Below are 21,508 nucleotides of genomic sequence, written 5' to 3'. Positions count from 1 at the left end.
CGCCATGGCGCGGGCAGGGCTGGTCATCGCCGGCACCGGCCTCGCCGGCATGGCGGCGGCGATCACGGCGGCGCAGGCGGGCGTGGAGGTACGGCTGCTGGGGCCGCCGCCGGCGCCGGGCGAGCGTGTCGGCGACACGCTGTCGCCGGCGGGCGAGGCGGGGCTCGCCGCGCTCGGCATGGAGGATCTTCTCGGCGAGGGCCCGCACCGCCCTCATCTCGTCACCCATGCCGCCTGGGGCCTGCCGGTACTGGCCCAGCGCCACGCCGCCGCCCAGCCGGAGGGGGGTGGCCATATTCTCCAGCGCGCGGCCTTCGAGGCGACGCTGTTCCGGCGCGTTCGGGCGCTGGGCGTCGCCGTCCATCCCGCGCGGGCGGTGGCGATGGCGCGCGAGGGGGCGGGCTGGCGGGTGACGCTCGACACGGGCGGGCAGCTGGAGGCGGACGGCGTCATCGACGCCACTGGCCGCGCCGCCGCGCTGGCCCGTGCCCATTCCCGGCCTTTCCGCGCCGACCGGTTGGTGGCCGCCTGGCAGTTCATCGCCCGTAGCGACCCCGAGGTCGAGCCCTCCCGCGCCAGCCTGATCGAGGCGGTGGAGGGCGGCTGGTGGTATGGCTGCCTGCTGCCGGACGAGCGGCTGAGCGTCGCCTTCTTCTCCGATCCAGACCTGTTGCCGCGTGGCCTGTCGCGGAATCTGGAGCGCTGGCGGGCGCTGGCCAGCGAGACGCGCTTCCTCCGCCGCTGGCTGGAGAGCGCCAGCTTCGACCTTGTTGCGCCGCCCCGGCTCGCCTCCGCCGCGACGACGTGGCTGGCGCCGGCCGCCGGGCCGGGATGGGCCGCCGCCGGGGATGCCGCCTGCGCCTTCGATCCGCTCTCCTCGCACGGCATGGCGACGGCGCTGTGGACCGGGCGCCGCGCCGCGCTGGCGCTGATCGCCGCTGGCAATGGGCAGCCGCAGGCGCTCGCCGCCTATGCCGACGAGATGGCGCGGGCGGTGACGGATTTCCTCCTCCAGCGCGCGCGGGTCTATGGCGCCGAGCGGCGCTGGCGGGCGGCGCCGTTCTGGACGCGGCGGCGCGGCGCGGCGGGTTGAAGGGCGTCAGTCCGCCGGGCAGGCGGCGCCGGTGTCGACCCAGGCCTGGGCAAGCGCCTTGGCCTCCTTCTGCGTGCCCGGCGCCGGGGTGCGCCCGGGGCCCGGCGCCCAGCCCCAGCCGACCAGGCTGTCATCGCCGATATGATGGACGAGGTCGGCCAGCGAGCGGCCGCCATTGGTCGCCGGGTTCTTGATCTGGGCACAGAGCTGGGCGACCGTGCGGCCCTCGAACGCCATTTCGCGCGGGGCGAGGAACCACGGGTCATGCCCCGGCATCCGCGCGGGGTCGTAGTTCGTCGCTTGGTGGCAGCTGGAACAGCGCAGCGCCGCCAGCCCCTTGCCATCCGCGCCGCGATAGACCGGCGGCTGGTGCAGACGCTGGCTGTCGCCCTGCAGCGGCCGGTCGCCGACAGGGTGGCAATTGACGCAGCGCGGGCTGGTCAGCACCCGGCCGAGCTCAGTGAACAGCGCTGCCGAGCGCGTGGCCTCGTCCGCAATGCCGGCGAAGCTCGCCGGTGGCGCCAGCCCCTCGGAGGCGGCGCCGGACACCGGGACGGGGGCCATCAGCGCCATCACCAGCCCGGCGGCGAGGCCGGCCGCGCCTGTCGAGACGATGAGGCTGGGCAGGCGCAGGAGGAACATCATCGCCGGTCGCCCGTCACAGCAGATAGCGGGAGGGCTCGGCGAGCACGACGTCGCGAACCGCCTCATGGTAGCGCACATAGCCCGAGCACCGGCACAGATGCCCGTCCAGCGCCTCCAGGATCGCCTGTTCCAGACCCGCGCGGGCGATCGGCGCCGCCTCCAGCCGCTCCAGCAACACCTGCGCTTCGTTGAGGAAGCCGGCGGTGCAATAGCCGCACTGGAAGGCGTAATGGGCGACGAACGCCCTTTGCAGCGCGGTGAGCTGGCCGGCCTTGGCGTGGCCTTCCACCGTGCGGATGCTCTTGCCGTTGAAGCTGACCGCCGGCGCGACGCAGGTCGGCTGCGTCGTGCTGGTGCCGGCGGGGTCGTCGACAATGACCACGCAGCTCAGGCACTGGGCGGCACCACAGCCGAATTTGGTGCCGGTCATGCCCAGCACCTCGCGCAGGAAATCGTTCATCGACAGATCGTCGCGAACCTCGATCGGCCCGTGCGGCGTGCCGTTGATGGTGAGCGAAAGCGCGGTCATGCGATCACCTTGCGCAGCATGGCCGGCGTCACCGGCAGCGACTGGAAGCGGTGGCCGGTGGCGTCATAAATGGCGTTGAGCAGCGCCGGCACGACCGGGATCATCACCACCTCCGCCATGCCCTTGGGCGGCTCCTTCGGCGAGACCGGCGGCAGCACCTCGATCTGAAGATGGCGCAGCGGCAAATCGGAGGCGCGGGCGACCACATAATCGCCGAGATTCCACTGGCCGTTGCCGGGGCCGTCCTCGAAGGGCGGCAGGGTCTCCAGCAGCGCGTAGCCGACCCCCATGGCGAAGCCGCCCTGCGCCTGGCCTTCCACCAGCTCCGGCACCAGAATCTCACCGCACTCGAACACGCTATAGGCCTGCGCGATGCGGATCTCACCGCCGGGCACGCTGATTTCCACCCGCACCGCCGTGCCGCAGGAGGAGGTGAAGGCGGTGCCGATGCGGTTATAGTCCGTGGGCGGGAAGAACACGAAGCTGCGGTCGATCACCTCGAACGGCCCATCGCCCTGGCGCACCGCCAGCGCGTCGATATCGGCCGCCCAGTCCAGCCCGCCAAGGGGGAACGCCGCCTGCGCCCACGCCCAGCGCGAGAAGGCGTGCGCCATCGCCCCGGTAATGCCCTTCATCGCATGCGAGCGGGCGGCGATGGCGGTCTGCGCCAGCGGCGGTAGGCCGGACATGATGAGGAACCCGTCCTGCCAGAACGCTTCTTCCCACAGGAATTCGCGGGGATCGCCGGCCTTGATGCCCCAGAGGTCGAGCGCGGCGGGCCAGAGGCCGAAGCGGAAGATGATCCGCGCCGCTTGCGCCGGCGCCTGGGTGCTGACATGGGCGCCGATCGAGGCGCTGGTGGCCGAGCTGATCGCCGGCACCCAGCGTGGGTTCTTCGCCGCCGCGTCCTGCTCGGCCTGCGTCATCGCATAGGGATCGCCCGAGGTGACGAGGCCAAGTGCGTCATACATGTCGATGCGGGCGACCGTCACCGCGTCGGCACTCTGGCCGAGAATGGCCGCCACGCGCCGCGCGGTGGCCGTGCCGATGCCATTGCCCATCTCCACCGCATCGGCCTGCAGGGTCACGCGGCCATCCGGGCCGATCTCGACCCGCCCGAGCGAGCAGTCCGCCCCAGTGCCATAATCCTTGGTGCAGCAGGCGACCCCGGTGCCGACACGCACGCCGGCTGGGGCAGCCGCCTTCTTCGCCGCGCGGTCGCGCCAGATCGGGTGGGCTTCCAGCTTGTCGAGGATCTCAGGCGTGCGAACCGACACCGTCCACGGGTTGCCGGTCATGGTGCGTCCGCCGGCGGTCAGCAAATTGCGCCGGCGCAGGTCGATCGGGTCGATCTTCAGCGTCGTCGCCGCCTCGTCGATCAGCGTCTCGATCGCGGTCATGGTCTGCAGCGTGCCATAGCCGCGCATCGAGCCGGCGGGCACGCCGCGCGTGTGCTCGGCCACCGTGGTCACGTCGACTTTGGGGATGTCGTAAATGCCGGCGGCGGCAGTGGCGCCGACCACGGCGACGCTGGGGGAGTAGTTGGCGAGGCCGCCGCCATCGAGCACATGGTCGGCGGCAAAGGCGGCGATGCGGCCGGTGGCGCGGTCCACGCCGATCTGCGAGCGCATCTGGAAGGCGTGGCGCTTCACCCCGCCCTGGAACTGCTGGAACCGATCCTGCGCCAGCCGGATCGGCTTGCCCGGCAGGAACAGCGCGGCAAGGCCGGCATAGAGCGGGAAGGGCGTGTGGTCACGCCCGCCAAAGCCGCCGCCGAGCGAGGCGAAGTCGAGGTCCAGCCGCGTCGGCCGCAGCGTGGCGGGGGCCTGCGCCAGCATATAGTCCAGCGCCTCCGCCGCCTCGAAGGGCGATTGCACGCCGAGCACGAGGTGCAGCGCGCCGGCGGCTTCCTCATACCAGCCAAGGCCGGCTTCCGGCTCCAGGAACATCGGGTCGACTGACTGGGTGTTGAAGGCGCGATCGAGCACCAGCAGGTCGGGATTGTCCGCCGCCAGCAGCGCGCGGATCTCCTCGCCATAGGTCGCGCCCTTGGCGTAGTCGCCGCCCTGCGCGGTGGGCAGCGGCTTCCAGATCGGCCGGCCGCCGCCTTCGGTGAAGCCCGGGCTGATCCAGCCTTCCTGCAGCGGCGAATAGATGTCGGGCGCCTCCGGCGTCGGGCCGGCGATGCGGGTGAAGCGCAGCGCGGCATAGTTCGGCCCGGTGCGCGGGCCGGTCTCGGCGCCGAAGCGCACCAGCGCTTTGTCCTCGCGAAACGCGATCCGCGCCCGGTCATAAGCGTCGAAGCCCTCGAAAAGCAGCAGCGCCACCGGCTGGCCGAGATAAAGCGGTGTCTGGCCGATGGGGCAGAACAGGTCGCCGGCATAGAAGGGCGGGGTGCGCAGGGCGCTCGCCGCGATATCGGCGGCGCCCACCACCTTGGTCGGCTGCGCCTGCGCCGGGAGCGCGTCGAGGTTCAGCCCCTCATAGACATGGCTGGCATCGCGCGCCCGCACCAGCAGCGCATGGGCTGTCGTGGCCGGCCAGCCCTCCATGTCGGCGGCGCGGAAATCCGAGGCGTAGAGCTTGGCGCCCGTGACCTTGGCGATACCGTCGATGCGGGCGCGGCCGATCAGCCCCGCATTGGCGCGGCCGGGCAGGGTCTGTGTCGCCTCGAAGGGCAGAGCGGCGGCCGGCGAAAGCCGGCTGAGGCCGAGGGTGATGCCGCTCGCGGCCACCCAGCTGAAGAGCTCACGGCGTGTCGGCTGCATGAATTGTCGCTGGCCCCCGCCGCGTGCACTGGGAACAACCTTAGAACATTTCCGAACGAACAGCCAGAAAACTCGCCGGCAAATGACCCTTGGAAAGGCAGGCGAGCCGCTACTAAGCCTCCCGCCCCATCTCCATACCTCTCTGTAAAGGCTCGAAAAAATAGTGTCGCTCGCTCCCCGGCGCGAAAGGGGCGCGTGCTACTGTGCCGGCGCGGAAGAGCAGGGTGGGGTGGTCACGTGAAGCGTATCGTTGGATGGGTCGCGTCGGCGGCCCTTTTTGCCTTCATCCTGCCGCCGCTCAGTGCTGGCCCGGCTCTCGCCCAGCCCTACCAGTCGCCTGAATTCCGCGAGCCGGTGGTGCTCTCCAGCGTCGATGGCGTGCTGGAAGTCACGCTCACCGCCCATCAGGGCGAAGCCTCGCTCGACACCTCGCCCGTGCCGGTCAAGAACACGCTGCTCTATGGCTACGCGCTGGTGCGCGGCAAGGCCTCCAACGGCGTGAACGCCAACCGCGACAATTATCCGGCGCCGACGCTGCAGGTGTTCCCCGGCGAGAAGCTCATCATCCACTACGAGAACGGCCTGGCTGGCCTCGACATCCGCGACTTCTACGATCCGCGCTACACCGGCGTCGGCGGGGAGGTGCCGGTCTATCCCCTGCAGCTCACCGTCTCGCCGGTGAACCTGCACACGCATGGCCTGCATGTCAGCCCGAAGTCGAATTCCGACAATGTGCTGCTGCACATGCCGCCGGGCACGGTGAACACCTATGTCTATGACGTGCCGCGAAACATGCCGCACGGCATTTACTGGTATCACCCGCATCTGCACACGCTCACCTCGGCCCATGTCTATCTCGGCCTCGCCGGTATGCTGGCGATCGGGCGGACGGACGGCAATTTGCCTGTCGTGACGCAGAAGTCGATTCCCGTGCGCAACATGGCGCTGCAGTATAATTTCGTGTTCGACCGCACCGGGCCGGAGCCGAGCTTCAACAATGCCAGCTGGCCGCAGTTCATCAGCACGCTGAAATCGCCCGCTGAGGGCGAACTGGCCGCCGGCACCTATCGGCCCATTCTTGCACCGGTGAACTTTGCCGGCTCGGCAAAGGGCACGCGCTTTGCCACTGTCTGGTATTCCGGCCCGCTGTCGATCCACAATATGCGCGGGCGCACCCAGTTCATCCCGAACAATCTGCAGAGCTTCACCGCAGCCTCGGGCCCCGAGGGCAACGTGCCGGCCGACCCGGCGCTGCCCGACCATCTGCGCGACATCCAGTTCACGGTGAACGGCCAGTTCCAGCCGGTGCTGCGCGGCAAGCCGGGCCAGACCGAGATCTGGGTTCTCGCGAATATCAGCGACATGGCCTATATGAGCGTGCGCCTCACCGAGACCGCGACCGGGCATCACCCGAAGATCGCCATTGTCGGCCAGGACGGCAATCCGAGCCCCTCCGTGCGTTATCCGGTCGAGGAAAACGGTACCCGCCTCGTCATCCCGCCGGCCTCGCGCTTCGCCATTGCGGTGACGCTGCCGCTGGAGGGCGAGCTGGTGCTCGACATGCCCGCGCGTGGTGGCGGCGCCCGCACCGAGAACGCGCCCGGCATTCTCTACACCAGCAACGGTACGGAGAACCCGCCTGCCGTGCTCGGCACGCTCAGCGTGGCGCCGGCGGCGGTCAGCTATTATGACGGCTTCTTCCTGTTCCCGACGCAGAAGCTGATGAGCGCGGTGGTGGAAGGCGAAAAGGGCGAGGCCACGCCCTTTGTCGAGGGCCAGCCGCTCGGCGCCTTCACCTCCTTCGACGACCTGTCCAAGGTGACGCCTGACGTCACCCGCAACATCCTCATCAATGGCGGCTTCCTCAACGACCTCGCCAGCAAGGCCGACCCGAAAGCCTTCATCTACGCCTTCGACAGCGGCGCCTTCCCGAATGTGCCGCTGATGCAGCCCCGGCTGGATTCGGTCGAGGAATGGGTGTTCCGCAACGAGAACAATGACGAGCACCCCATCCATGTGCACGTCAACGATTTCCAGATCATCTCGGTCTCCGATCCCACCATCGGCCTGAAGGTGGGCGTGGTGCAGCAGGGTGTCGACAACGCCAATGTGCCGGCGCCCAATCTCGGCCCGGAGGAATCGGTGATCGAACCGGGCGCGCTCACCATCCGCACCCGCTTCGAGGATTATGCCGGCCTGTTCGTCATGCACTGCCACCGGCTGAACCATGAGGACAACGGCCTGATGGCGCTGGTCAACGTCATCCCGGCCATCTCTTCCTATGCCGTCGCCGTGCCCGGCGCGCCGGGCCGTGCCGCCACCGTGCGGGTGATGGATGGCGACAAGCTGCTGGCCACCGTGACGCCGTTCCCCGGCTATGAGGGCACGCCGAGCGTTGCCATCGGCGATGTCGATGATGATGGCATCTATGATCTCGTGGTCGGCGCCGGCCCGGGCCATGCGCCTGAGGTGGCGGTGTTCGCCGGCGCGGTCCGGCAGGGCGGCGGCCGCTTCGCCACCGAATTGGCGCGCTTTCCAGCCTTCGACGCCGCCGCCACCAGCGGGGTGAGCGTCGCGGCGGCGCAGATCGACGGGCTGACCACTGGCGACAACATCATCGTCGGCTCGGGCCCCGGCGTCTCCAGCGAGATCCGGGTGTTCGGCTCGCAACTGCCGGCGGTGGGCACGGCGCCGGCGCTGTTCTCGACCTTCAATCCGTTCTATGGCGAGCGCAACGGCGTCACCCTCGCCACCGGCTTCGTCGATTTCACCACCGGCCGGCAGAGCCTCATCGCCGCCCCCGGTGCCGGCTCGCCCGCATTGGTGAAGGTGTTCGTCTTCCCGCTGCTGAAGGCGATGGAGGGCGAGATCGGCAGCCACGCCCACCGTGCCAAGGGTCCGCCGCGCCCGGTGCTGTCCACGTCCTTCTCCCCGTTCGGGCCGGATTATCGCGGCGGCGTGTCGCTCGCCACCGGCTGGCTGGCCGGCGTGCTCGGCGGCGCCGAGCGCATCGTCATCGGCCAGCAGGACGGGGCTGAGGTGGCGGTGTTCTCCGCCGGCTCGGCGCTCGATGGCGGGCCGGCCATGTATCTGCACAGCGCGAGCGCCCACCCGAAGGCCGACTTCACCGAAATGGCGCGCTTCACCCCCTTCGGGGCGGACGCGCGCGGGGTGAGCGTCGCCACATCAAGCACCACCTCGGGTGCCGATCTGCTGGTCGCCACCGGGCCCGCCGGCGGCGTGGCGAGCGTGCGCCGCTTCGCGATGGAGCGGGCCGGGGAGGGGGCGAAGACGCTGGCCGCCACGCCGCTTGGTGAGGCGAAGGTTTCGAGCGCCGGCGCCGTGGTTCTCGGCGGCGACTGAGGCTCAGGCGATGCTCTCGCCGCCATCGACCACCAGCGCCTGGCCGGTCATGAAGGAGGAGCGGTCGGAGACGAGGAACAGGATCGCTTCCGCGATCTCTTCCGCGCTCGCCCAGCGCCCCATCGGGATCTTCTCGCGCACATAGGCCTCGATCGCGTGCCGCCCGCCCATCTGGGCGATGAAGGGCTCGTTGAACGGGGTGTCGACCCAGCCCGGGCACAGCGCGTTCACCCGCACATTGTGCCGGGCATAGTCGATCGCCATCTGCCGCGTCATCGCGATGACGGCGTGCTTGGAGGTGGTGTAGGCGATCATCTCGCGGTCGTAGAACACGCCGGAATTGGAGGCGGTGATCAGGATCACGCCGCCGCCCTGCGCGATCATCGCCGGCATGGCGCGGCGCGCGGCGAGATAGGACGCCCGCACATTGATCCGCCAGGAGCGGTCCATTCCGTCAGGCGCCACCTCGGTGAGCGGTCCGCCGACCTGGATGCCGGCATGGCTGTGCAGGATATCGAGGCGGCCGTGACGGGCCAGCGTGCCGCCGACCAGCGCTTCGATATCGGCATCGACATCGACATCCGTCCGCACCGCCTCGCCCCGGCCGCCAGCGGCCTGGATCGCCGCCACGGTGGCCTCGCCCGCCTCCCCGTCGCGGTCGGCGACGATGACGAGGGCGCCCTCGCGCGCCATGGCGAGCGCCCCGGCGCGGCCGATCCCCGAGCCGGCGCCGGTGACGATGGCGACCTTGTCCTTGAGACTCATGATGCACCTATGCGGAGGCCGGGCGGCGCCGGCGGAGCAGCAGCTGCGCCGTGATGACGAGAAGGATGGAGGCCACCAGCACCAGCGCGCCGATGGCGTTGATTTCAGGCGTGACGCCGCGCCGTATCGAGGCGAAGACATACATGGGCAGCGTGGTCTGCGAGCCCGCGACGAAGAAGGCGACGATGAAATCGTCGAAGGAGAAGGTGAAGGCCAGCAGGAAGCCGGCAAGGATGGCCGGCAGGATCTGCGGCAGCACGATCGAGCGGAAGGTGGTGAAGGGGCTGGCATAGAGGTCGCTGGAGGCTTCCACCATGTCGCGTCCCAGCGCCCCGAGCCGGGCGCGCACGATCATGGTCACCAGCGCGGTCGAGAACAGCCCATGCGCGGCGATGATCGAGCCATAGCCCAGCGACAGGCGCGGCGGCGCATCCCCCGGCCACAGCGCCGCGAGCGCCGGGTTGACGATGCCGAACAGCTGCACCAGCGCCACCAGCGTCGCGATGCCGATCACCACGCCCGGCACCACGATGGCGGCGCCGAACAGCGCGTCGAACACGGCGCGGGTGCGCGGGCCGGCGCGGCCGAGCCCGAGCGCGGCCGCCGTGCCGCACAGCGAGGCCAGCGCGGCGCTGGTCGTCGCCACGATCAGGCTGTTGGTCAGCGCCTCCATCAGGAAGGTGTTGGAAAGCGCCCGGCCGTACCACTGCACGGAAAAGCCGGTGAAGTCGCTCGCATGCCGCCCGGCATTGAACGAGAACAGCACCACCAGCCCGATCGGCAGGTAGAGGAAGCCGTAAACGGCGGTGACGAAGGCGCGCATCATAGGAGGTCGACCTGTCGGGCGCCGGAAAGCCGGGCGGTGATGCGGTTGGCGGCGAGCAGCAGCACGACGGCGATGCCCACCAGCGCCACCGCGATGGCCGAGCCGAACGGCCAGTTGCGCGATTGCAGGAAAAGGTCGACCAGCGCATTGCCGATGAAGAACACCTTGCCGCCGCCGAGCAGGGTCGGGATCAGGTATTCGCCGAGCAGCAGGATCAGCACCAGCGAGAAGCCGGTCATCATGCCGGGCAGCGACAGCCGCAGGGTGACGCTGAAAAAGGTGGAGAACGGTGTCGCGCCGAGGTCGGCCGAGGCTTCCAGCAGCCGGCGGTCCAGTCGCTCAAGGCTGATATAGATCGGCAGGATCATCAGCGGCAGATAGCCATAGACGATGCCGAGCAGCACTGCGCCGGGGGTGTTGATCAGGCGCAGATCCGGCAGGCCGACCAGCTCCAGAAAGGCGGGAATGCCGCGCCCGCCGAGAATGTACATCCAGGCATAGGTGCGGATCAGCAGGCTGGTCCAGAACGGGATGATGATCAGCGCCACCAGCAGCAGCCGGCGCTGCGGCAGCACTTTCAGCGCGAGATAATAGGCGACGGGATAGGCGATGAGCAGGCAGGCCAGCGCCCCGGCCGGTGCCAGCACCAGCGTGTTCCAGAACGCCGCCGCGCGTGCCGGCAGATTGGCATATTGGGCGAGGGTCAGCGCCGGCTGGTAGCCGCCGGCCGGCGCCCGCTCGCCCAGGCTGAACACCACGATGGCGATGAAGGGCAGCACCAGGAATAGGAACAGCCACACCGCCGCCGGGGCGAGCAGCAGGGCCGTGACCAGTCGCTTGCGGGCAGCGCTCGACATTCGAGGTCCATCTCAAAGGGGGGCTCGGGAGCGCGTGGACGCGCCCCCGAGAGAGGGGGTGACGGGAGCGCGCGGGGCGCTCCCGAAAGCGACGATTGGATCAGGCCGACTTGAAGCGGGCCATCAGCTCGGCACGGGCCGGGTCGGTCAGCGTCGCCGCCGCGCCGAATTCCAGCGGGGCGAGCAGATCGGCGGCGGGGTAGAGGATCGGGTTGTCGAGCAGATCCTTCGGCAGCAGGGCGTTGACCCGCGCATCGGTGGAAGGCGCGCCATTGGCGATGTGCTCCTTCACCGCCACCTTGGGGTCCATCAGGTAGTTCAGCAGCGCATAGGCCGCCGCCTTGTTCGGCGCGTCCTTCGGGATGGCGTAGAAATCGGTCCAGATCTCGCCGCCCTCCTTGCCGAGCACATAGTCGATCGCGGGAATGTCGCGGTGCAGCTGGGCGCCGTCATTGGTCCAGCACATGGTCAGCCAGGCGTCGCCGCTGCGCATGGCGGGCTGGTAGTCGCTGGAGATGGCAAAGAGGTGCGGCTTCACCTTGAGCAGCAGCTCCTCGGCCTTGGCCAGCTCGTCCGGCTTCAGCGAGTTGAAGGAATAGCCGTAGTATTTCAGCGCGTTGCCGATGGTGGTCAGCTGATAGTCATGCACCATGGAGCGGCCGCTGCCGGTGGTCATGGAGGTGTCGAAGAAGTCCTTCCAGCTGGTCATGGGCTTGGTCAGCTTAGCCGTGTTCACCGCGAAGCCGGTGGTGCCCCAGTTCTTCGGCACGGCGCACAGCACGCCGTTCACTTCGCCCTCGGCGGTGAAGCGCTTGTTCTGCGCGGCGGCGTCGTAATTGGGCAGCTTCGAGACGTCGAGCGCATCGATGAGGTCGAGCTGGCGATAGGTCGAGATCGTGTAGTTGGTTGGCACGAACAGCGACCAGCCCGAGGCGCCGGCCTGCAGCTTGGCCAGCATTTCCTCATTGGAGCCGAACACGTTCACTTCGACCGCGACGCCGGTATTGGTGGTGAAATCGACGAAGGTCTGCGGGTCGTGATAGTTCGGCCAGGTGGCGATGGACAGGCGGTCGCCGAGCTCGCCCGCCGCATAGGCCGGCGTCGGCCGCAGGCCGAGTTCGCTCGCCAGCACCGCCGTGGCGACGCCGAGGCCGGTCACGCCGAGAAAGTGGCGGCGGCTGATCGAGCCGCGGCGGAAGCGCAGCAGCTGGTCGATGAATTCCCGCGCCGAAAGGGGCAGGCCGTCACGATACGATTTGGACATGGCTGGATTCCCTCTGTCTGGTCTTGTTGTCCGACGCCGGAAACGCCAGCGGCGCGCCGGGGTTGAAGCTGATGGCGACGGGGTCGCCCGGTCTCAACAGATCGCTCTGCGCCGCGCTGTGGTCGGCGGTGGCGAGCAGGGTGCCGAGCAGCGGCACCTCGATGGCGTATTCGGCGGTGGAGCCGAGAAAGATGCGGTTGCGGATGATGCCGGAGAGGCCGGTTCCGCCTGTGGGCGCGCCGAGGCGCAGCGCCTCCGGCCGCAGGCTCACCGCCACGCTGGCGCCGTTGGCGACAGCGCCGCTCACCCGGGCGCTGACCTCCATGCCGTTGGCGAGGCGCAGGCGTGCGGCCCCGGTGGTGCTTTCCAGCACGGTGCCGTCGAGAAAATTGGTCTTGCCGACAAAGGCGGCGACGAAGCGGTCGGCCGGGCGGTCATAGATCTCATCAGGCGCGCCGAGCTGGACGATGCGCCCGCCATTCATCACGCACACCACGTCGCTCATCGAGAGCGCTTCTTCCTGGTCATGGGTGACGAGCACGAAGGTGATGCCGAGTTCGCGCTGCAAATTCTGCAGCTCGATCTGCATGTCGGTGCGCAGCTTCTTGTCGAGCGCGGCAAGCGGCTCGTCGAGCAGCAGCACCGAGGGGCGGTTCACCAGCGCGCGGGCGAGGGCCACGCGCTGCTGCTGGCCGCCGGAGAGTTCATGCACCTTGCGGGCGCCGAAGCCGGCGAGCTGCACCATGGCCAGCGCGTCCGCCGTGCGTCGGGCGATCTCGGACGAGGTCAGGCGCGGGCGGATCTGGCGCAGGCCATAGGCGACATTGGCGCTGACATCGAAATGCGGGAACAGCGCATAGTGCTGAAACACCATGTTGACCGGGCGCCGATAGGGCGGAACATCCGCCATGTCGGTGCCGCCGATCAGCACCTGTCCGCTGCTCGGCTGCTCGAAGCCGCCGATCATGCGCAGACAGGTGGTCTTGCCGCAGCCGGAGGGGCCGAGCAGGGCGATGAAGGCGCCTTTCGGCACGGCGAAATCGGTGGGGTGGACGGCGGTGACGTCGCCATAGCGCTTGCTGACGCCGCGAAACTCGATGTCGAGGGTCTGCTGGGCCACCGGGCGCTCTCCGCAGCTTTCCGGCCGCCATCAGGGCCGGGTCATTGTCACATAAAAAGCTAATACCGGCGCGTTTGAGGGTATATACCTTTGCAGTGGTAGAAAGAGCCTATATATTCGTCACGAGGGGTATAGATGCTGGGCATTGGTAAAGCTGAAATCGGACGGGGCGGGCAGGAAGACGCCACGCAAGGCGGGGGCGAGCGCCCCTCGGCGGCGCGGCTGCTGGCGCAGGCGATTGCGGCGGCGCATGAGCGCAGCGCCGATGTGCTGACCGGGCCGGGCGACGACCCGTTCGGCCACGCCCTCATCGCCTGGCTGCGCGCCCATGTGCCGTTCGACCATTGCGTGACCTTCGGCTATCGCGGCACGGCGCGCCCGCCCTTGCTGTTCGAGACCTTCAACCCGGCGGAAAGCCACGTCTATGTGACGCTGTACCAGGTCGGCCCCTATCTGCTCGATCCGTTCTACCACGCCGCGATCGAGCGCGTTGAGGGCTTCCGCCGCATGCGCGAGCTGGCGCCGGACCGCTTTTATGCCAGCGAATATTACCGCTCCTATTACAGCCAGACCGTGCTGGCCGAGGAGGCCGGCTTCTTCGTGCCGCTGGCCAATGGCGCAAGCGTGGTGGTGTCGCTGATGCGCAAGGCCGCCTCCGGCGCGTTCGGCGCGGCGCAGGTCCGCCAGTTGCGCGAGCTGGCGCCGATCGTGCTGGCGCTGTGCCGCCTGCGCTGGGGCGGCGAGGTCATTGGCGAGGAAGCGCGCGGCCGCCCGGGGCGCGAGGGTGAGGGGAAGGCCGCGCGGGGGGTGGATCGCGGCACCATCTGGCGCGACCTGGCGCTGACCTCCCGCGAGGGCGAGGTGGTCGACCTCATCCTGCAGGGCCATTCCGCCGATTCCATCGCCCGGCTGCTGTCGATCTCCGCCGGCACGGCGAAGGTTCACCGCCGCAACATCTACCGCAAGCTCAACATCAATTCGCAGGCCGGCCTGTTCGCCCATTTCGTCGCGATCATGCAGCGCAAGCCGTAGGGTCTTACCCCTTCGCCGCCGCCGCGCTCTCGCGCATCATCAGCGCGGCGCCGAGGAAGAAGCCGAGCGCGCCGAGGCCGAGCAGGATGTTGGCGAGGTCCGCAATCCACCACGCTTCGCCCCCGCTTGGCACATACGCCAGCGTCGAGGCGGCCATGAAGGCGACGCAGCCGAGCAGGTTGATGAACACGATCTGCCAGTCGAGCTGACGTGGCCGCCAGCTCCAGTAGCGGTGCGCGGTCTCGACAAAGGCGAGATAGCCCGAGACCAGGAACAGCACCGAGCCGATCATCCCCGGTAGCCACACGGCGAGGTCCTGCATCTGCCAGCCTTCGCCGACCACCAGCGGGTCGAAGGTGTTGAAATTGAACGCTACCGTGCCGACGAACTGGCAGAAGGTGCTCAGCCAGCCCGCGCTGTGCGGGTGCCAGCCGATCAGCGAGATGTGCCGCGGAGCGGTGGAATCCTTGGGGTCGAGTGTGAACGCGCTCTGATTGGCGGCCTGGAAGTGCTGGAGATAGCCCGCCAGGGTGAACGGGATCGACCCCAGGAAGAACACGATGTTGATCGGCGTCGCGGCCAGCCCCGCGCCCGCCGGCAAGAGGCTCAACAGACTGCCGGCAAGGAACAGCAGCGAGCCGAGCGCGAACAGCGCGCCGGTCCACCAGTTGTAACTCTGCGTCTGCCAGAACGGGACCGGCGCGTTCTCCAGCGCCCGCGCCGCGCGTTCCAGTCCCTTGCGGTGCTGGCGCGCCTGCCAGACGATGCGCCGCCCGGCGAGCAGGTAGCTGCGCCGCGTGATGAACGGCCATGGGCCGGCCACATGGATGCGCAGGCCGGAGGGGTGGAGATGCACGCCCTTCATCGTGCCTCTCCGCCGGGGCCTGCGGCGCGCGGGAAAGGTCTCACGCCGCGCTCGCCGCCTTCAGTGCCGCGGTGGCCTCGCCCGTCTCAGGGGGGAGACGGTCAAGCGGTAGCACCTTCGGCGCGGTCTCGCCGGCCAGCGCGGCGAGGTCGAAGCGGCTGAAATTGAGGCTGCGGTAGTCACGCAGAAAGAACAGCTTGCGGTCGAGGTCGGAGAGGCTGGTCCAGCAGGTATATTCGGTGGCGCAGGCTTCGCCCGCCGGCTGGTCGAGCCCCGCCACCTCCATATGGCCGCCGCCCCCGCCGGGAGGGTCGATGCTCACCCCGCGCGGCCGGTCGAAATTGTTGAGAATATGCGCCAGCGTCTGCACGGCGCGGTCCGGCGTTGCTGCCTTCTCGGTGAACTCCGCGTAATAGGCGGCGCGAATGAAGCGCCCGACCGAGGTGTTGGAGGCAGGCAGGCCGGCGGTGGCGATGCCGGAATCCGGCTGTACCGCCTGATAGCCGCCAAAGCGCGCCGAGGAGCGGTCGACATTGGAGAGGAAGGTGTAGTTGTTGAGATTGGTGAGGTGCCAGCCAAAATCCGGCCCGTTGGTCATCACCCCCACCGGGTTGTCATAAACCTTCATCGTGCCGTGATCGAACTCGATCACCAGCGCCGCCCCGGTGGCGTCGTGCACCACATAGTGGAACGGCGATTCCACCCCGCCCAGTATGGCGAGCGGAACCAGCAGCACCGGCTGGGCCTCCAGCGCCGCCTTCACCTCAGCCACCGTGGCGAACTGCCCGAGGCACCAGCTGCCGAGATCGGAGGCGGAGAGCACGGCCTGCGTCATCTCGACCGAGCGCTGCGTGCCACCGGCGGCGGGGTAGGAGAGCAGGCTGAAGGTCAGGCCCTGGTCGTTCAGCCCTTCCAGCACCTTGAGATCGTCGAGGCCGACGGGGGCCTGCGGCGTCGGAACCTGGCACGGCATGGTCACGGCAATCATGGCGTGGCGGGCGGCATACTCGGTTGCCTTGTGCCCCTCCACCTGCGAGCGGGTGGGGAAACCGACGGGGAAGAAGGCGATCTGGTAGGGCAGATCGATCGTGAGTTCGAGCGTGCGGCCGAAATAGGCCTTGCCGCCTGCGTCGCGATAGCCGAGCGATGTGCACATCCCGTCCGTCCTTCCCGTTCGGGCGAGGGCCTGCGCCTCGCCACCGCGCCTCTCCAGTCGCGCCGCGCCGCTCAGCGGTTGGTCGCCGGTGTTTGGTGGCATGATTCAGCGAGGCGGAAAAGGCCGGGCGTCCTCGGCGCGCCGCACCGATTCGTGCCGGCCAGCCGCGCCACAATGAAGCCCCGTAAGGCGCCGGCGGGCGCCTGCGGTCCCGCGCGAGTGCCCCGGCTGCGCCGAATTTGCTCTCGCCGGAAGGCCTTGCTACCCCTTTACCCAGCGTTTCCGACTCGGAAACCCTTTCGGAGAGCGACGTTGACCAATTGGTGTCCCGTCTCAGTGCGATCGGGCCGGTGGCGGCCGCCAAGCGTGCCGCTGCGAGGCGCCGTGCCGCTGCGTGTGGCCGCGGCGAGCCTCGCCGCGCTGCCGCTCGCCGGCTGCATTCCGGCGGGTGCGCCGGCGATTTCACTGTTCGGGGCCTATTTCCCTTCCTGGCTGCTCTGCGCGCTCATCGGCATTCTCGGCGCGGTGCTGGTCCGGCTGGTCTTCATCCGGGTCGGCATTGACGATGCGCTGCCAGTGCGGCTGCCGGTCTATGTCTGCATCGCTGCCGCCATTGGCTTCGCCGTCTCCCTTCTCGGCTTCGGGCGCTAGCGGATGGCGGAAAACGCGCCTCACCCCTCCCGCCGCCCGCTCGGCCTGCTGGTGAGCCTGCTCGCCCTCGGCGCGGCGGTGTGGCTCGGCTGGCACTATCTCAGCGATGCCGCGCGCAACCCGCTCTCGCAGGATGCCGAGCTGTCGGCTGACGTGACCGCCATCTCCGCCTCTGTGCCGGGCCGGATCGTCAGCATCGGCGTGCGGGAGAACCAGGCGGTGGCCAAGGGCGAGCTGCTATTCGCGCTCGATCCCGCAACCTACAAATTGCAGGTGGCGCAGGCGCGGGCCGATCTCGCGCTCGCCGAGGCGGCGCTGGCGGACAAGCAGCGCACCGTCACCGCCGAGCGCGCCAATGCCGTGATCGCCCAGGACCAGGTGACGCGGTCGCGGCAGAATCTTGCCCTTGCAACGCAGACGCTCGCCCGGCTGGAGGCGCTGCGCCCCAAGGGCTATGTCAGCGCCCAGCAGGTGGACGACGCTGCCACCGCCAAGCGTGACGCCGAGGTGAGCCTCAAGCAGGCGATCCAGCAGGAGGCGGCCGCCCTGGTGCTGGTCAGCGACACGGCGGCGGCGGTGGCGCTGGTGGAGGCGCGGCGCGCGGCGCTGGCGATCGCCGAGCGGGCGCTGGCCGACACGCAGATCATGGCGCCGTTCGACGGCCGCGTGGTGGGGCTGGAAACGGCCGTGGGCGAATATGTGCTGCCCGGCCAGTCGATCTTCGTGCTGATCGACACCGGCGCCTGGTTCGCCTCCGCCGCCTTCGTCGAAACCGAGCTTGCCGGCATCCGCGTCGGCAATTGCGCCACAGTCTACACGCTGGCCAATCGGGAGGTGAAGATACGCGGCCGGGTGGAGGGCATCGGCTGGGGCGTGCAGTCGACCGAGCAGATCACTTTGCCGCGCAAGATGCCGATCGTGCCGAAGAGCCTCGACTGGGTGCGGGTGGCGCAGCGCTTTCCCGTCCGCATCCGGCTCATCGACCCCCCCGCCGATCTGATGCGGATCGGCGCCTCCGCCACCGCGACCGTGCACCATGACACGGATTGCTGAAACGCCCGGCGGCGGTCTCCTGCGCGAGGTCTGGGCCGACCTTCAGCCCGCGCCCGGCCGCTTCGCCATGACCTGGCGGGTGGCACTGCTGTGCGCGCTGGTTTGCGGTACGGCGATGCTCTACAAAGTACCGGAATCAGCGATCAGCTGCTATCTCATCATCTTCCTGATGCGCCCGAACGGGGCGGAAAATGTCGGGCAGGCGCTTGGTCTGATTGTACTCGTCACCCTGATCGTCCTTCTCATTGCACCGATCATCCAGTGGACGGCGGAGCTGCCACTGCTGCGTATCGCGGTGATCGCGGCGACCTCTTTCGCCTTTCTCTATCTGAGCTCCGCCTCCCAGCTGGGCGAAATCGGCGCCATCATCGCCCTCGTCATCGCCTTCGTACTGACCCTGGTCGACCAGGTGCCAGCCGGCGAAATCGTCACGCGCGGCCTGCTTTATGCCTGGCAGATGGCGTCGATGCCGATGGTGCTGATGGCGATTTTCTCAATGGTGTTAGGGACTTCGCCGCATAGACTTCTGCGTGGGACCCTTGCACGGCAGCTCGACGCCGCGGCTCTCGCGCTGGCGGGCAGAGGGCGCCACGGCCTGCACGCGGCATTGGAGCAGGGGCTGGAGGCGAGCGGCAAGCAGGTGCAGTTGGCCCGCGTGTTCCACACCGCGCCGACCCGCGAGATCACCTGGCTTTCCGGAGCCGTTGCAACGACGTACCGCCTGATGCTGGCGGTGGCGGCACTGCCCGCTGGCCTCACCGACACAGCGTTGGCGCAGCGCTGCCGGGCGATGGCCGCAACGCTGCGCGGTGGCGGCCGGCCGGCGCCGGAAAGCGGCGATGCCAGCACCGGCGAAGGCGCGCTCACTGCCGCCCGAGAGGCTTTGGCGGATCTCGAAAAAGACAATGGCGGCAGTGCGTTGCGCGCGGAGAAGCCGCCCTTTCTCGCTGCCGATGCCTTCACCAATCCCGACCATCAGCGCTACGCGCTGAAGACCACGGCGGCGGCGATTTCCTGCTATCTCATCTATTCGCTGATCGACTGGCAGGGCATCCACACGGCGATGGTGACCTGCTACGTCGCCGCTCTCGGCACAACAGGCGAGACCGTACACAAGCTCGCGCTCCGCATCACCGGCTGCCTGATCGGTGCGATGCTGGGATTGGGCTCGATCCTGTACATTATCCCGCATCTTCAATCGGTTGGCGGGCTGATGGCGCTGGTGTTTTCAGGCGTGCTGGTTGCCGCCTGGGTGTCTTCAGGCAATGAGCGCATCTCCTATGGCGGTGTGCAGATCGGCCTCGCTTTCCTGCTCACCATCCTCGACGGCTTCGGCCCGAGCACCGACATGGACTCCGCCCGCGACCGCGTGGTGGGCATCCTGCTCGGCAATCTCGTCGTCTATCTCGTCTTCACCCAGATCTGGCCAAAGAGCGCCGCCGCCGATGTGCGCGAGAGGCTGGCGAAGGCATTGGCGGCGCTGGCGCGTCTGGCCACACAGGATCGCGCGGCGCGGGTTCAGGCAGTCAATGAGGCGGCCGTGGTGGAGGCCGAGCTCGCAAAGGCGCGCGAGGCCTTGGCACTGCTGGCTTTCGAGCCGCGCCGCCAGCGCCCGCCGGAGGGGCACGTCCGCCGCCTGCGCCGGCTGGCGGAGGAGGCCGGCGCGCTGCTGCCGCAGCTGATGTTCGCCGAGAATGTGACCGCCGAGACCTCGCGGCGCTTGGCCGAGGCGGCGGAACAGGTCGACCGGCACGGGGCCGAACGGGGCGAGCCGATGCCGATTTCTGGCGACGCGGCCCCCGACGCGCTTGCCCGCCGGGCCGAGCGCATCGCGTCGCTGGCGGGGGGGTAGGGCATGCACGTGTTTCGCCTGTCTGCCCGTTCCCGAACTCTTCCGCTCGGCCTGCTGCTGGCGGGCCTGCTGCTTTCCGGCTGCGCGACCAGTGCCTTGAAGACGGCGCCGCAGGATCCATCGCAGCCCTGGGCGCCGGATGCAGCGGCCTCTTCAACATCGGCGGAGGGTGAGCCGATGGCGGCGGTGGCCTCCTCGGCGAAGCACTTCAGCGTGCCGGCCGACCCGGAAGTGGCGCAGATGCAGGCGACGCCGGGCATCGACCCCCTCCGTGCCTATGGGCTGCCAGAACTCATCGACATCGCCCAGACGCAGAATCCGCTGACCCGCATCGCCTGGCAGCAGGCCCGGCAGGCGGCGCTGGCCACCGGCATGGTGGAAGCAACCTATCTGCCGTTCATCTCCGCCAATGTGATTGGCGGCTGGCAGGATGTCTCCGCTTCGCTGCCCGTGACGGTCGGCAGCACCAGCCAGGTATCGAACAGGATCGAGGGTGTGTCGCCGCAGGTGGCGTTGCAATGGCTGCTGTTCGATTTCGGCCAGCGCGACGCGCTGCACAAGACCGCGCGCCACAACGCCACGGCCGCCAACATCCTGTTCAACGGCGCGCACCAGAAGATCATCTACGACGTGACGCGCAGCTATTTCCTCTACAGCGCCGCGCGCGGCCGGGTGCGGATCGCCGAGCAGAATGCTGCCAATGCGCGCAAGATCGACGCGGCGGCGCAGGCGCGCAATAATGAGGGGCGGGGCACCACGGTTGAGGTGGCGCAGGCGCGGCAACTCGTGGCGCAGGCGCAGTTCGGCCTGGTGCAGGCGCAGGGCGCCGAGCGCGACGCCTATCAGATGCTTCTGGGCGCCATGGGCGTATCCCCGATGACGAAGATCACTGTCCGCGAGGCGGGCCGGCGCGCGCTGCCCGAGAGTGTCGGCGCGCCGACGGAGGAGATGATCAAGGCCGCGCTTGCCCGTCGACCGGATGTGCTCGCCACCTTCTCCGCCTTGAAGGCAAGCCGCTCGGCTATTGGCGCGGCGCAGGCCGAGTTCATGCCGAAAGTCTTCCTCGGCGCGGTGGCGGCCGGCGGGGACGCCAGCTTCAGCGCCACCGGCCTGCCGACCATCGGCCAGCAGGCGTCCGCCACCGGCGTGCTGCTGGGCGTGACCATGCCGCTCTATGATGGCGGGCTGCGCGCGGCGCAGCTGAAGAATGCCGAGTCGCTGGCCGCCGCGAGCGAAGCCACCTTCGAGAAGACCCGCGACGCCGCCGCCCGGGAGATTGTCATCAGCGCCGATACCCTGCGCTCGGCGCTCGCCTCCTACCGTGCCGCCACCGCCCTCGCCAGTGCCGCCGCCGTCACCTATGACGCGGCGCTCGACGCCTACACCAGCGGGGTTGGCGACATCACTGCCGCCACTGCCGCCGATAGTGGCCTGCTCACCGCACGGCAGGCGCAATCCGATGCCCACGCCGCCGCGCTGGTGGCCGCCGCCAACCTCGCCTTCGTGCTTGGCGCGATGACCTCCGCCGACGTCCCCGCCGGACTGACGGGGCGGTGAAGGGGTGTGTGTCGGTATTGGACGGCACGGCTTGCTTGATCTGAAGGGGCCGATGTCGCTACCTTTGACGAATGGGAGGCCGCCGCGACCATTCCCTTGCCCCGTCCATGTG

At 69.0% G+C, this 21,508-nt stretch carries 17 protein-coding genes; 7 read left to right on the top strand and 10 right to left on the bottom strand.

Features of this window, described 5'->3' with window-relative positions; genetic code table 11:
* Window positions 1-4: 4 nt before the first annotated feature.
* Window positions 5-1,093: a glycine oxidase maturase GoxB gene (gene goxB, locus A3M1_RS0122925; RefSeq protein WP_018391329.1), complete on the top strand. Its 1,089-nt coding sequence runs from the start codon at window positions 5-7 to the stop codon at window positions 1,091-1,093.
* Window positions 1,094-1,099: 6 nt separating this feature from the next.
* On the opposite strand, the gene A3M1_RS0122920 is transcribed toward goxB, so the two are convergent.
* The 3 genes from A3M1_RS0122920 to A3M1_RS0122910 are packed head-to-tail and all read right to left on the bottom strand — an operon-like array spanning window position 1,100 to window position 5,035.
* Window positions 1,100-1,738, bottom strand: coding sequence for a hypothetical protein (locus tag A3M1_RS0122920; protein WP_018391328.1), 639 nt, complete (start codon window positions 1,736-1,738; stop codon window positions 1,100-1,102).
* Window positions 1,739-1,751: 13 nt separating this feature from the next.
* A complete protein-coding gene (locus A3M1_RS0122915) occupies window positions 1,752-2,267 on the bottom strand; it encodes a (2Fe-2S)-binding protein (RefSeq protein ID WP_018391327.1) in 516 nt (171 codons plus the stop codon).
* A complete protein-coding gene (locus tag A3M1_RS0122910) occupies window positions 2,264-5,035 on the bottom strand; it encodes a xanthine dehydrogenase family protein molybdopterin-binding subunit (protein ID WP_018391326.1) in 2,772 nt (923 codons plus the stop codon). The genes A3M1_RS0122915 and A3M1_RS0122910 overlap by 4 nt, the downstream gene beginning before the upstream one ends.
* A 237-nt stretch (window positions 5,036-5,272) precedes the next feature.
* On the opposite strand from A3M1_RS0122910, the gene A3M1_RS0122905 reads away from it, so the two are divergent.
* Complete coding sequence (locus tag A3M1_RS0122905; RefSeq protein ID WP_018391325.1) at window positions 5,273-8,398, top strand: multicopper oxidase family protein; 3,126 nt, start codon at window positions 5,273-5,275, stop codon at window positions 8,396-8,398.
* Between the two features lie 3 nt (window positions 8,399-8,401).
* Here A3M1_RS0122905 and A3M1_RS0122900 read toward each other — a convergent pair whose 3' ends face one another.
* The 5 genes from A3M1_RS0122900 to A3M1_RS0122880 form a co-directional block, all read right to left on the bottom strand.
* Window positions 8,402-9,163: an SDR family NAD(P)-dependent oxidoreductase gene (locus A3M1_RS0122900; RefSeq protein ID WP_018391324.1), complete on the bottom strand. Its 762-nt coding sequence runs from the start codon at window positions 9,161-9,163 to the stop codon at window positions 8,402-8,404.
* A gap of 7 nt (window positions 9,164-9,170) precedes the next feature.
* The gene (locus A3M1_RS0122895; protein ID WP_026221467.1) at window positions 9,171-9,986 is read right to left on the bottom strand and encodes an ABC transporter permease; all 816 of its coding nucleotides are present in this window, start codon (window positions 9,984-9,986) and stop codon (window positions 9,171-9,173) included.
* Complete coding sequence (locus A3M1_RS0122890) at window positions 9,986-10,846, bottom strand: ABC transporter permease (protein ID WP_018391322.1); 861 nt, start codon at window positions 10,844-10,846, stop codon at window positions 9,986-9,988. The genes A3M1_RS0122895 and A3M1_RS0122890 overlap by 1 nt, the downstream gene beginning before the upstream one ends.
* 100 nt (window positions 10,847-10,946) lie before the next feature.
* A complete protein-coding gene (locus tag A3M1_RS0122885) occupies window positions 10,947-12,110 on the bottom strand; it encodes a PotD/PotF family extracellular solute-binding protein (RefSeq protein WP_018391321.1) in 1,164 nt (387 codons plus the stop codon).
* Complete coding sequence (locus A3M1_RS0122880; protein ID WP_018391320.1) at window positions 12,091-13,230, bottom strand: ABC transporter ATP-binding protein; 1,140 nt, start codon at window positions 13,228-13,230, stop codon at window positions 12,091-12,093. Before A3M1_RS0122880 ends, A3M1_RS0122885 begins: the two co-directional genes overlap by 20 nt.
* A 135-nt stretch (window positions 13,231-13,365) precedes the next feature.
* Here A3M1_RS0122880 and A3M1_RS0122875 point away from each other — a divergent pair, with 135 nt between their 5' ends.
* Window positions 13,366-14,262 (top strand): helix-turn-helix transcriptional regulator, encoded by an 897-nt coding sequence (locus A3M1_RS0122875; RefSeq protein WP_018391319.1) that lies wholly within the window; start codon window positions 13,366-13,368, stop codon window positions 14,260-14,262.
* 4 nt (window positions 14,263-14,266) lie between these two features.
* On the opposite strand, the gene A3M1_RS0122870 is transcribed toward A3M1_RS0122875, so the two are convergent.
* Window positions 14,267-15,127 carry a hypothetical protein gene (locus tag A3M1_RS0122870; protein WP_018391318.1) on the bottom strand — a complete coding sequence of 287 codons (861 nt, stop codon included), beginning with the start codon at window positions 15,125-15,127 and terminating at the stop codon, window positions 14,267-14,269.
* A gap of 40 nt (window positions 15,128-15,167) precedes the next feature.
* The gene (locus A3M1_RS0122865; protein ID WP_018391317.1) at window positions 15,168-16,283 is read right to left on the bottom strand and encodes a linear amide C-N hydrolase; all 1,116 of its coding nucleotides are present in this window, start codon (window positions 16,281-16,283) and stop codon (window positions 15,168-15,170) included.
* Between the two features lie 384 nt (window positions 16,284-16,667).
* Between A3M1_RS0122865 and A3M1_RS0122860 the strand changes: the two genes are divergently transcribed.
* From A3M1_RS0122860 to A3M1_RS0122845, 4 genes are read left to right on the top strand one after another with little or no spacing between them, the layout of a single operon-like run.
* Complete coding sequence (locus A3M1_RS0122860) at window positions 16,668-16,934, top strand: YtcA family lipoprotein (protein WP_018391316.1); 267 nt, start codon at window positions 16,668-16,670, stop codon at window positions 16,932-16,934.
* 3 nt (window positions 16,935-16,937) lie between these two features.
* Window positions 16,938-17,987, top strand: a complete 1,050-nt coding sequence (mdtN, locus tag A3M1_RS0122855) for a multidrug transporter subunit MdtN (protein WP_018391315.1) — start codon at window positions 16,938-16,940, stop codon at window positions 17,985-17,987.
* Window positions 17,971-19,839 carry an FUSC family protein gene (locus A3M1_RS0122850; RefSeq protein ID WP_018391314.1) on the top strand — a complete coding sequence of 623 codons (1,869 nt, stop codon included), beginning with the start codon at window positions 17,971-17,973 and terminating at the stop codon, window positions 19,837-19,839. The genes mdtN and A3M1_RS0122850 overlap by 17 nt, the downstream gene beginning before the upstream one ends.
* 3 nt (window positions 19,840-19,842) lie before the next feature.
* The gene (locus tag A3M1_RS0122845) at window positions 19,843-21,396 is read left to right on the top strand and encodes a TolC family protein (protein ID WP_245261827.1); all 1,554 of its coding nucleotides are present in this window, start codon (window positions 19,843-19,845) and stop codon (window positions 21,394-21,396) included.
* Window positions 21,397-21,508 lie beyond the last annotated feature (112 nt).

The sequence above is a fragment of the Ancylobacter sp. FA202 genome (assembly GCF_000380205.1).
Lineage (GTDB): Bacteria > Pseudomonadota > Alphaproteobacteria > Rhizobiales > Xanthobacteraceae > Ancylobacter.
This window is presented reverse-complemented; position numbering and strand designations above follow the sequence as displayed.

Bases quoted from the DNA above. Each gene is read 5' to 3' on its own strand.
- goxB (WP_018391329.1), top strand. From the start codon at position 5: ATGGCGCGGGCAGGGCTGGTCATCGCCGGCACCGGCCTCGCCGGCATG.
- A3M1_RS0122920 (WP_018391328.1), bottom strand. From the start codon at position 1,738: ATGATGTTCCTCCTGCGCCTGCCCAGCCTCATCGTCTCGACAGGCGCG.
- A3M1_RS0122915 (WP_018391327.1), bottom strand. From the start codon at position 2,267: ATGACCGCGCTTTCGCTCACCATCAACGGCACGCCGCACGGGCCGATC.
- A3M1_RS0122910 (WP_018391326.1), bottom strand. From the start codon at position 5,035: ATGCAGCCGACACGCCGTGAGCTCTTCAGCTGGGTGGCCGCGAGCGGC.
- A3M1_RS0122900 (WP_018391324.1), bottom strand. From the start codon at position 9,163: ATGAGTCTCAAGGACAAGGTCGCCATCGTCACCGGCGCCGGCTCGGGG.
- A3M1_RS0122895 (WP_026221467.1), bottom strand. From the start codon at position 9,986: ATGCGCGCCTTCGTCACCGCCGTTTACGGCTTCCTCTACCTGCCGATC.
- A3M1_RS0122890 (WP_018391322.1), bottom strand. From the start codon at position 10,846: ATGTCGAGCGCTGCCCGCAAGCGACTGGTCACGGCCCTGCTGCTCGCC.
- A3M1_RS0122885 (WP_018391321.1), bottom strand. From the start codon at position 12,110: ATGTCCAAATCGTATCGTGACGGCCTGCCCCTTTCGGCGCGGGAATTC.
- A3M1_RS0122875 (WP_018391319.1), top strand. From the start codon at position 13,366: ATGCTGGGCATTGGTAAAGCTGAAATCGGACGGGGCGGGCAGGAAGAC.
- A3M1_RS0122870 (WP_018391318.1), bottom strand. From the start codon at position 15,127: ATGAAGGGCGTGCATCTCCACCCCTCCGGCCTGCGCATCCATGTGGCC.
- A3M1_RS0122865 (WP_018391317.1), bottom strand. From the start codon at position 16,283: ATGTGCACATCGCTCGGCTATCGCGACGCAGGCGGCAAGGCCTATTTC.
- mdtN (WP_018391315.1), top strand. From the start codon at position 16,938: ATGGCGGAAAACGCGCCTCACCCCTCCCGCCGCCCGCTCGGCCTGCTG.
- A3M1_RS0122850 (WP_018391314.1), top strand. From the start codon at position 17,971: ATGACACGGATTGCTGAAACGCCCGGCGGCGGTCTCCTGCGCGAGGTC.
- A3M1_RS0122845 (WP_245261827.1), top strand. From the start codon at position 19,843: ATGCACGTGTTTCGCCTGTCTGCCCGTTCCCGAACTCTTCCGCTCGGC.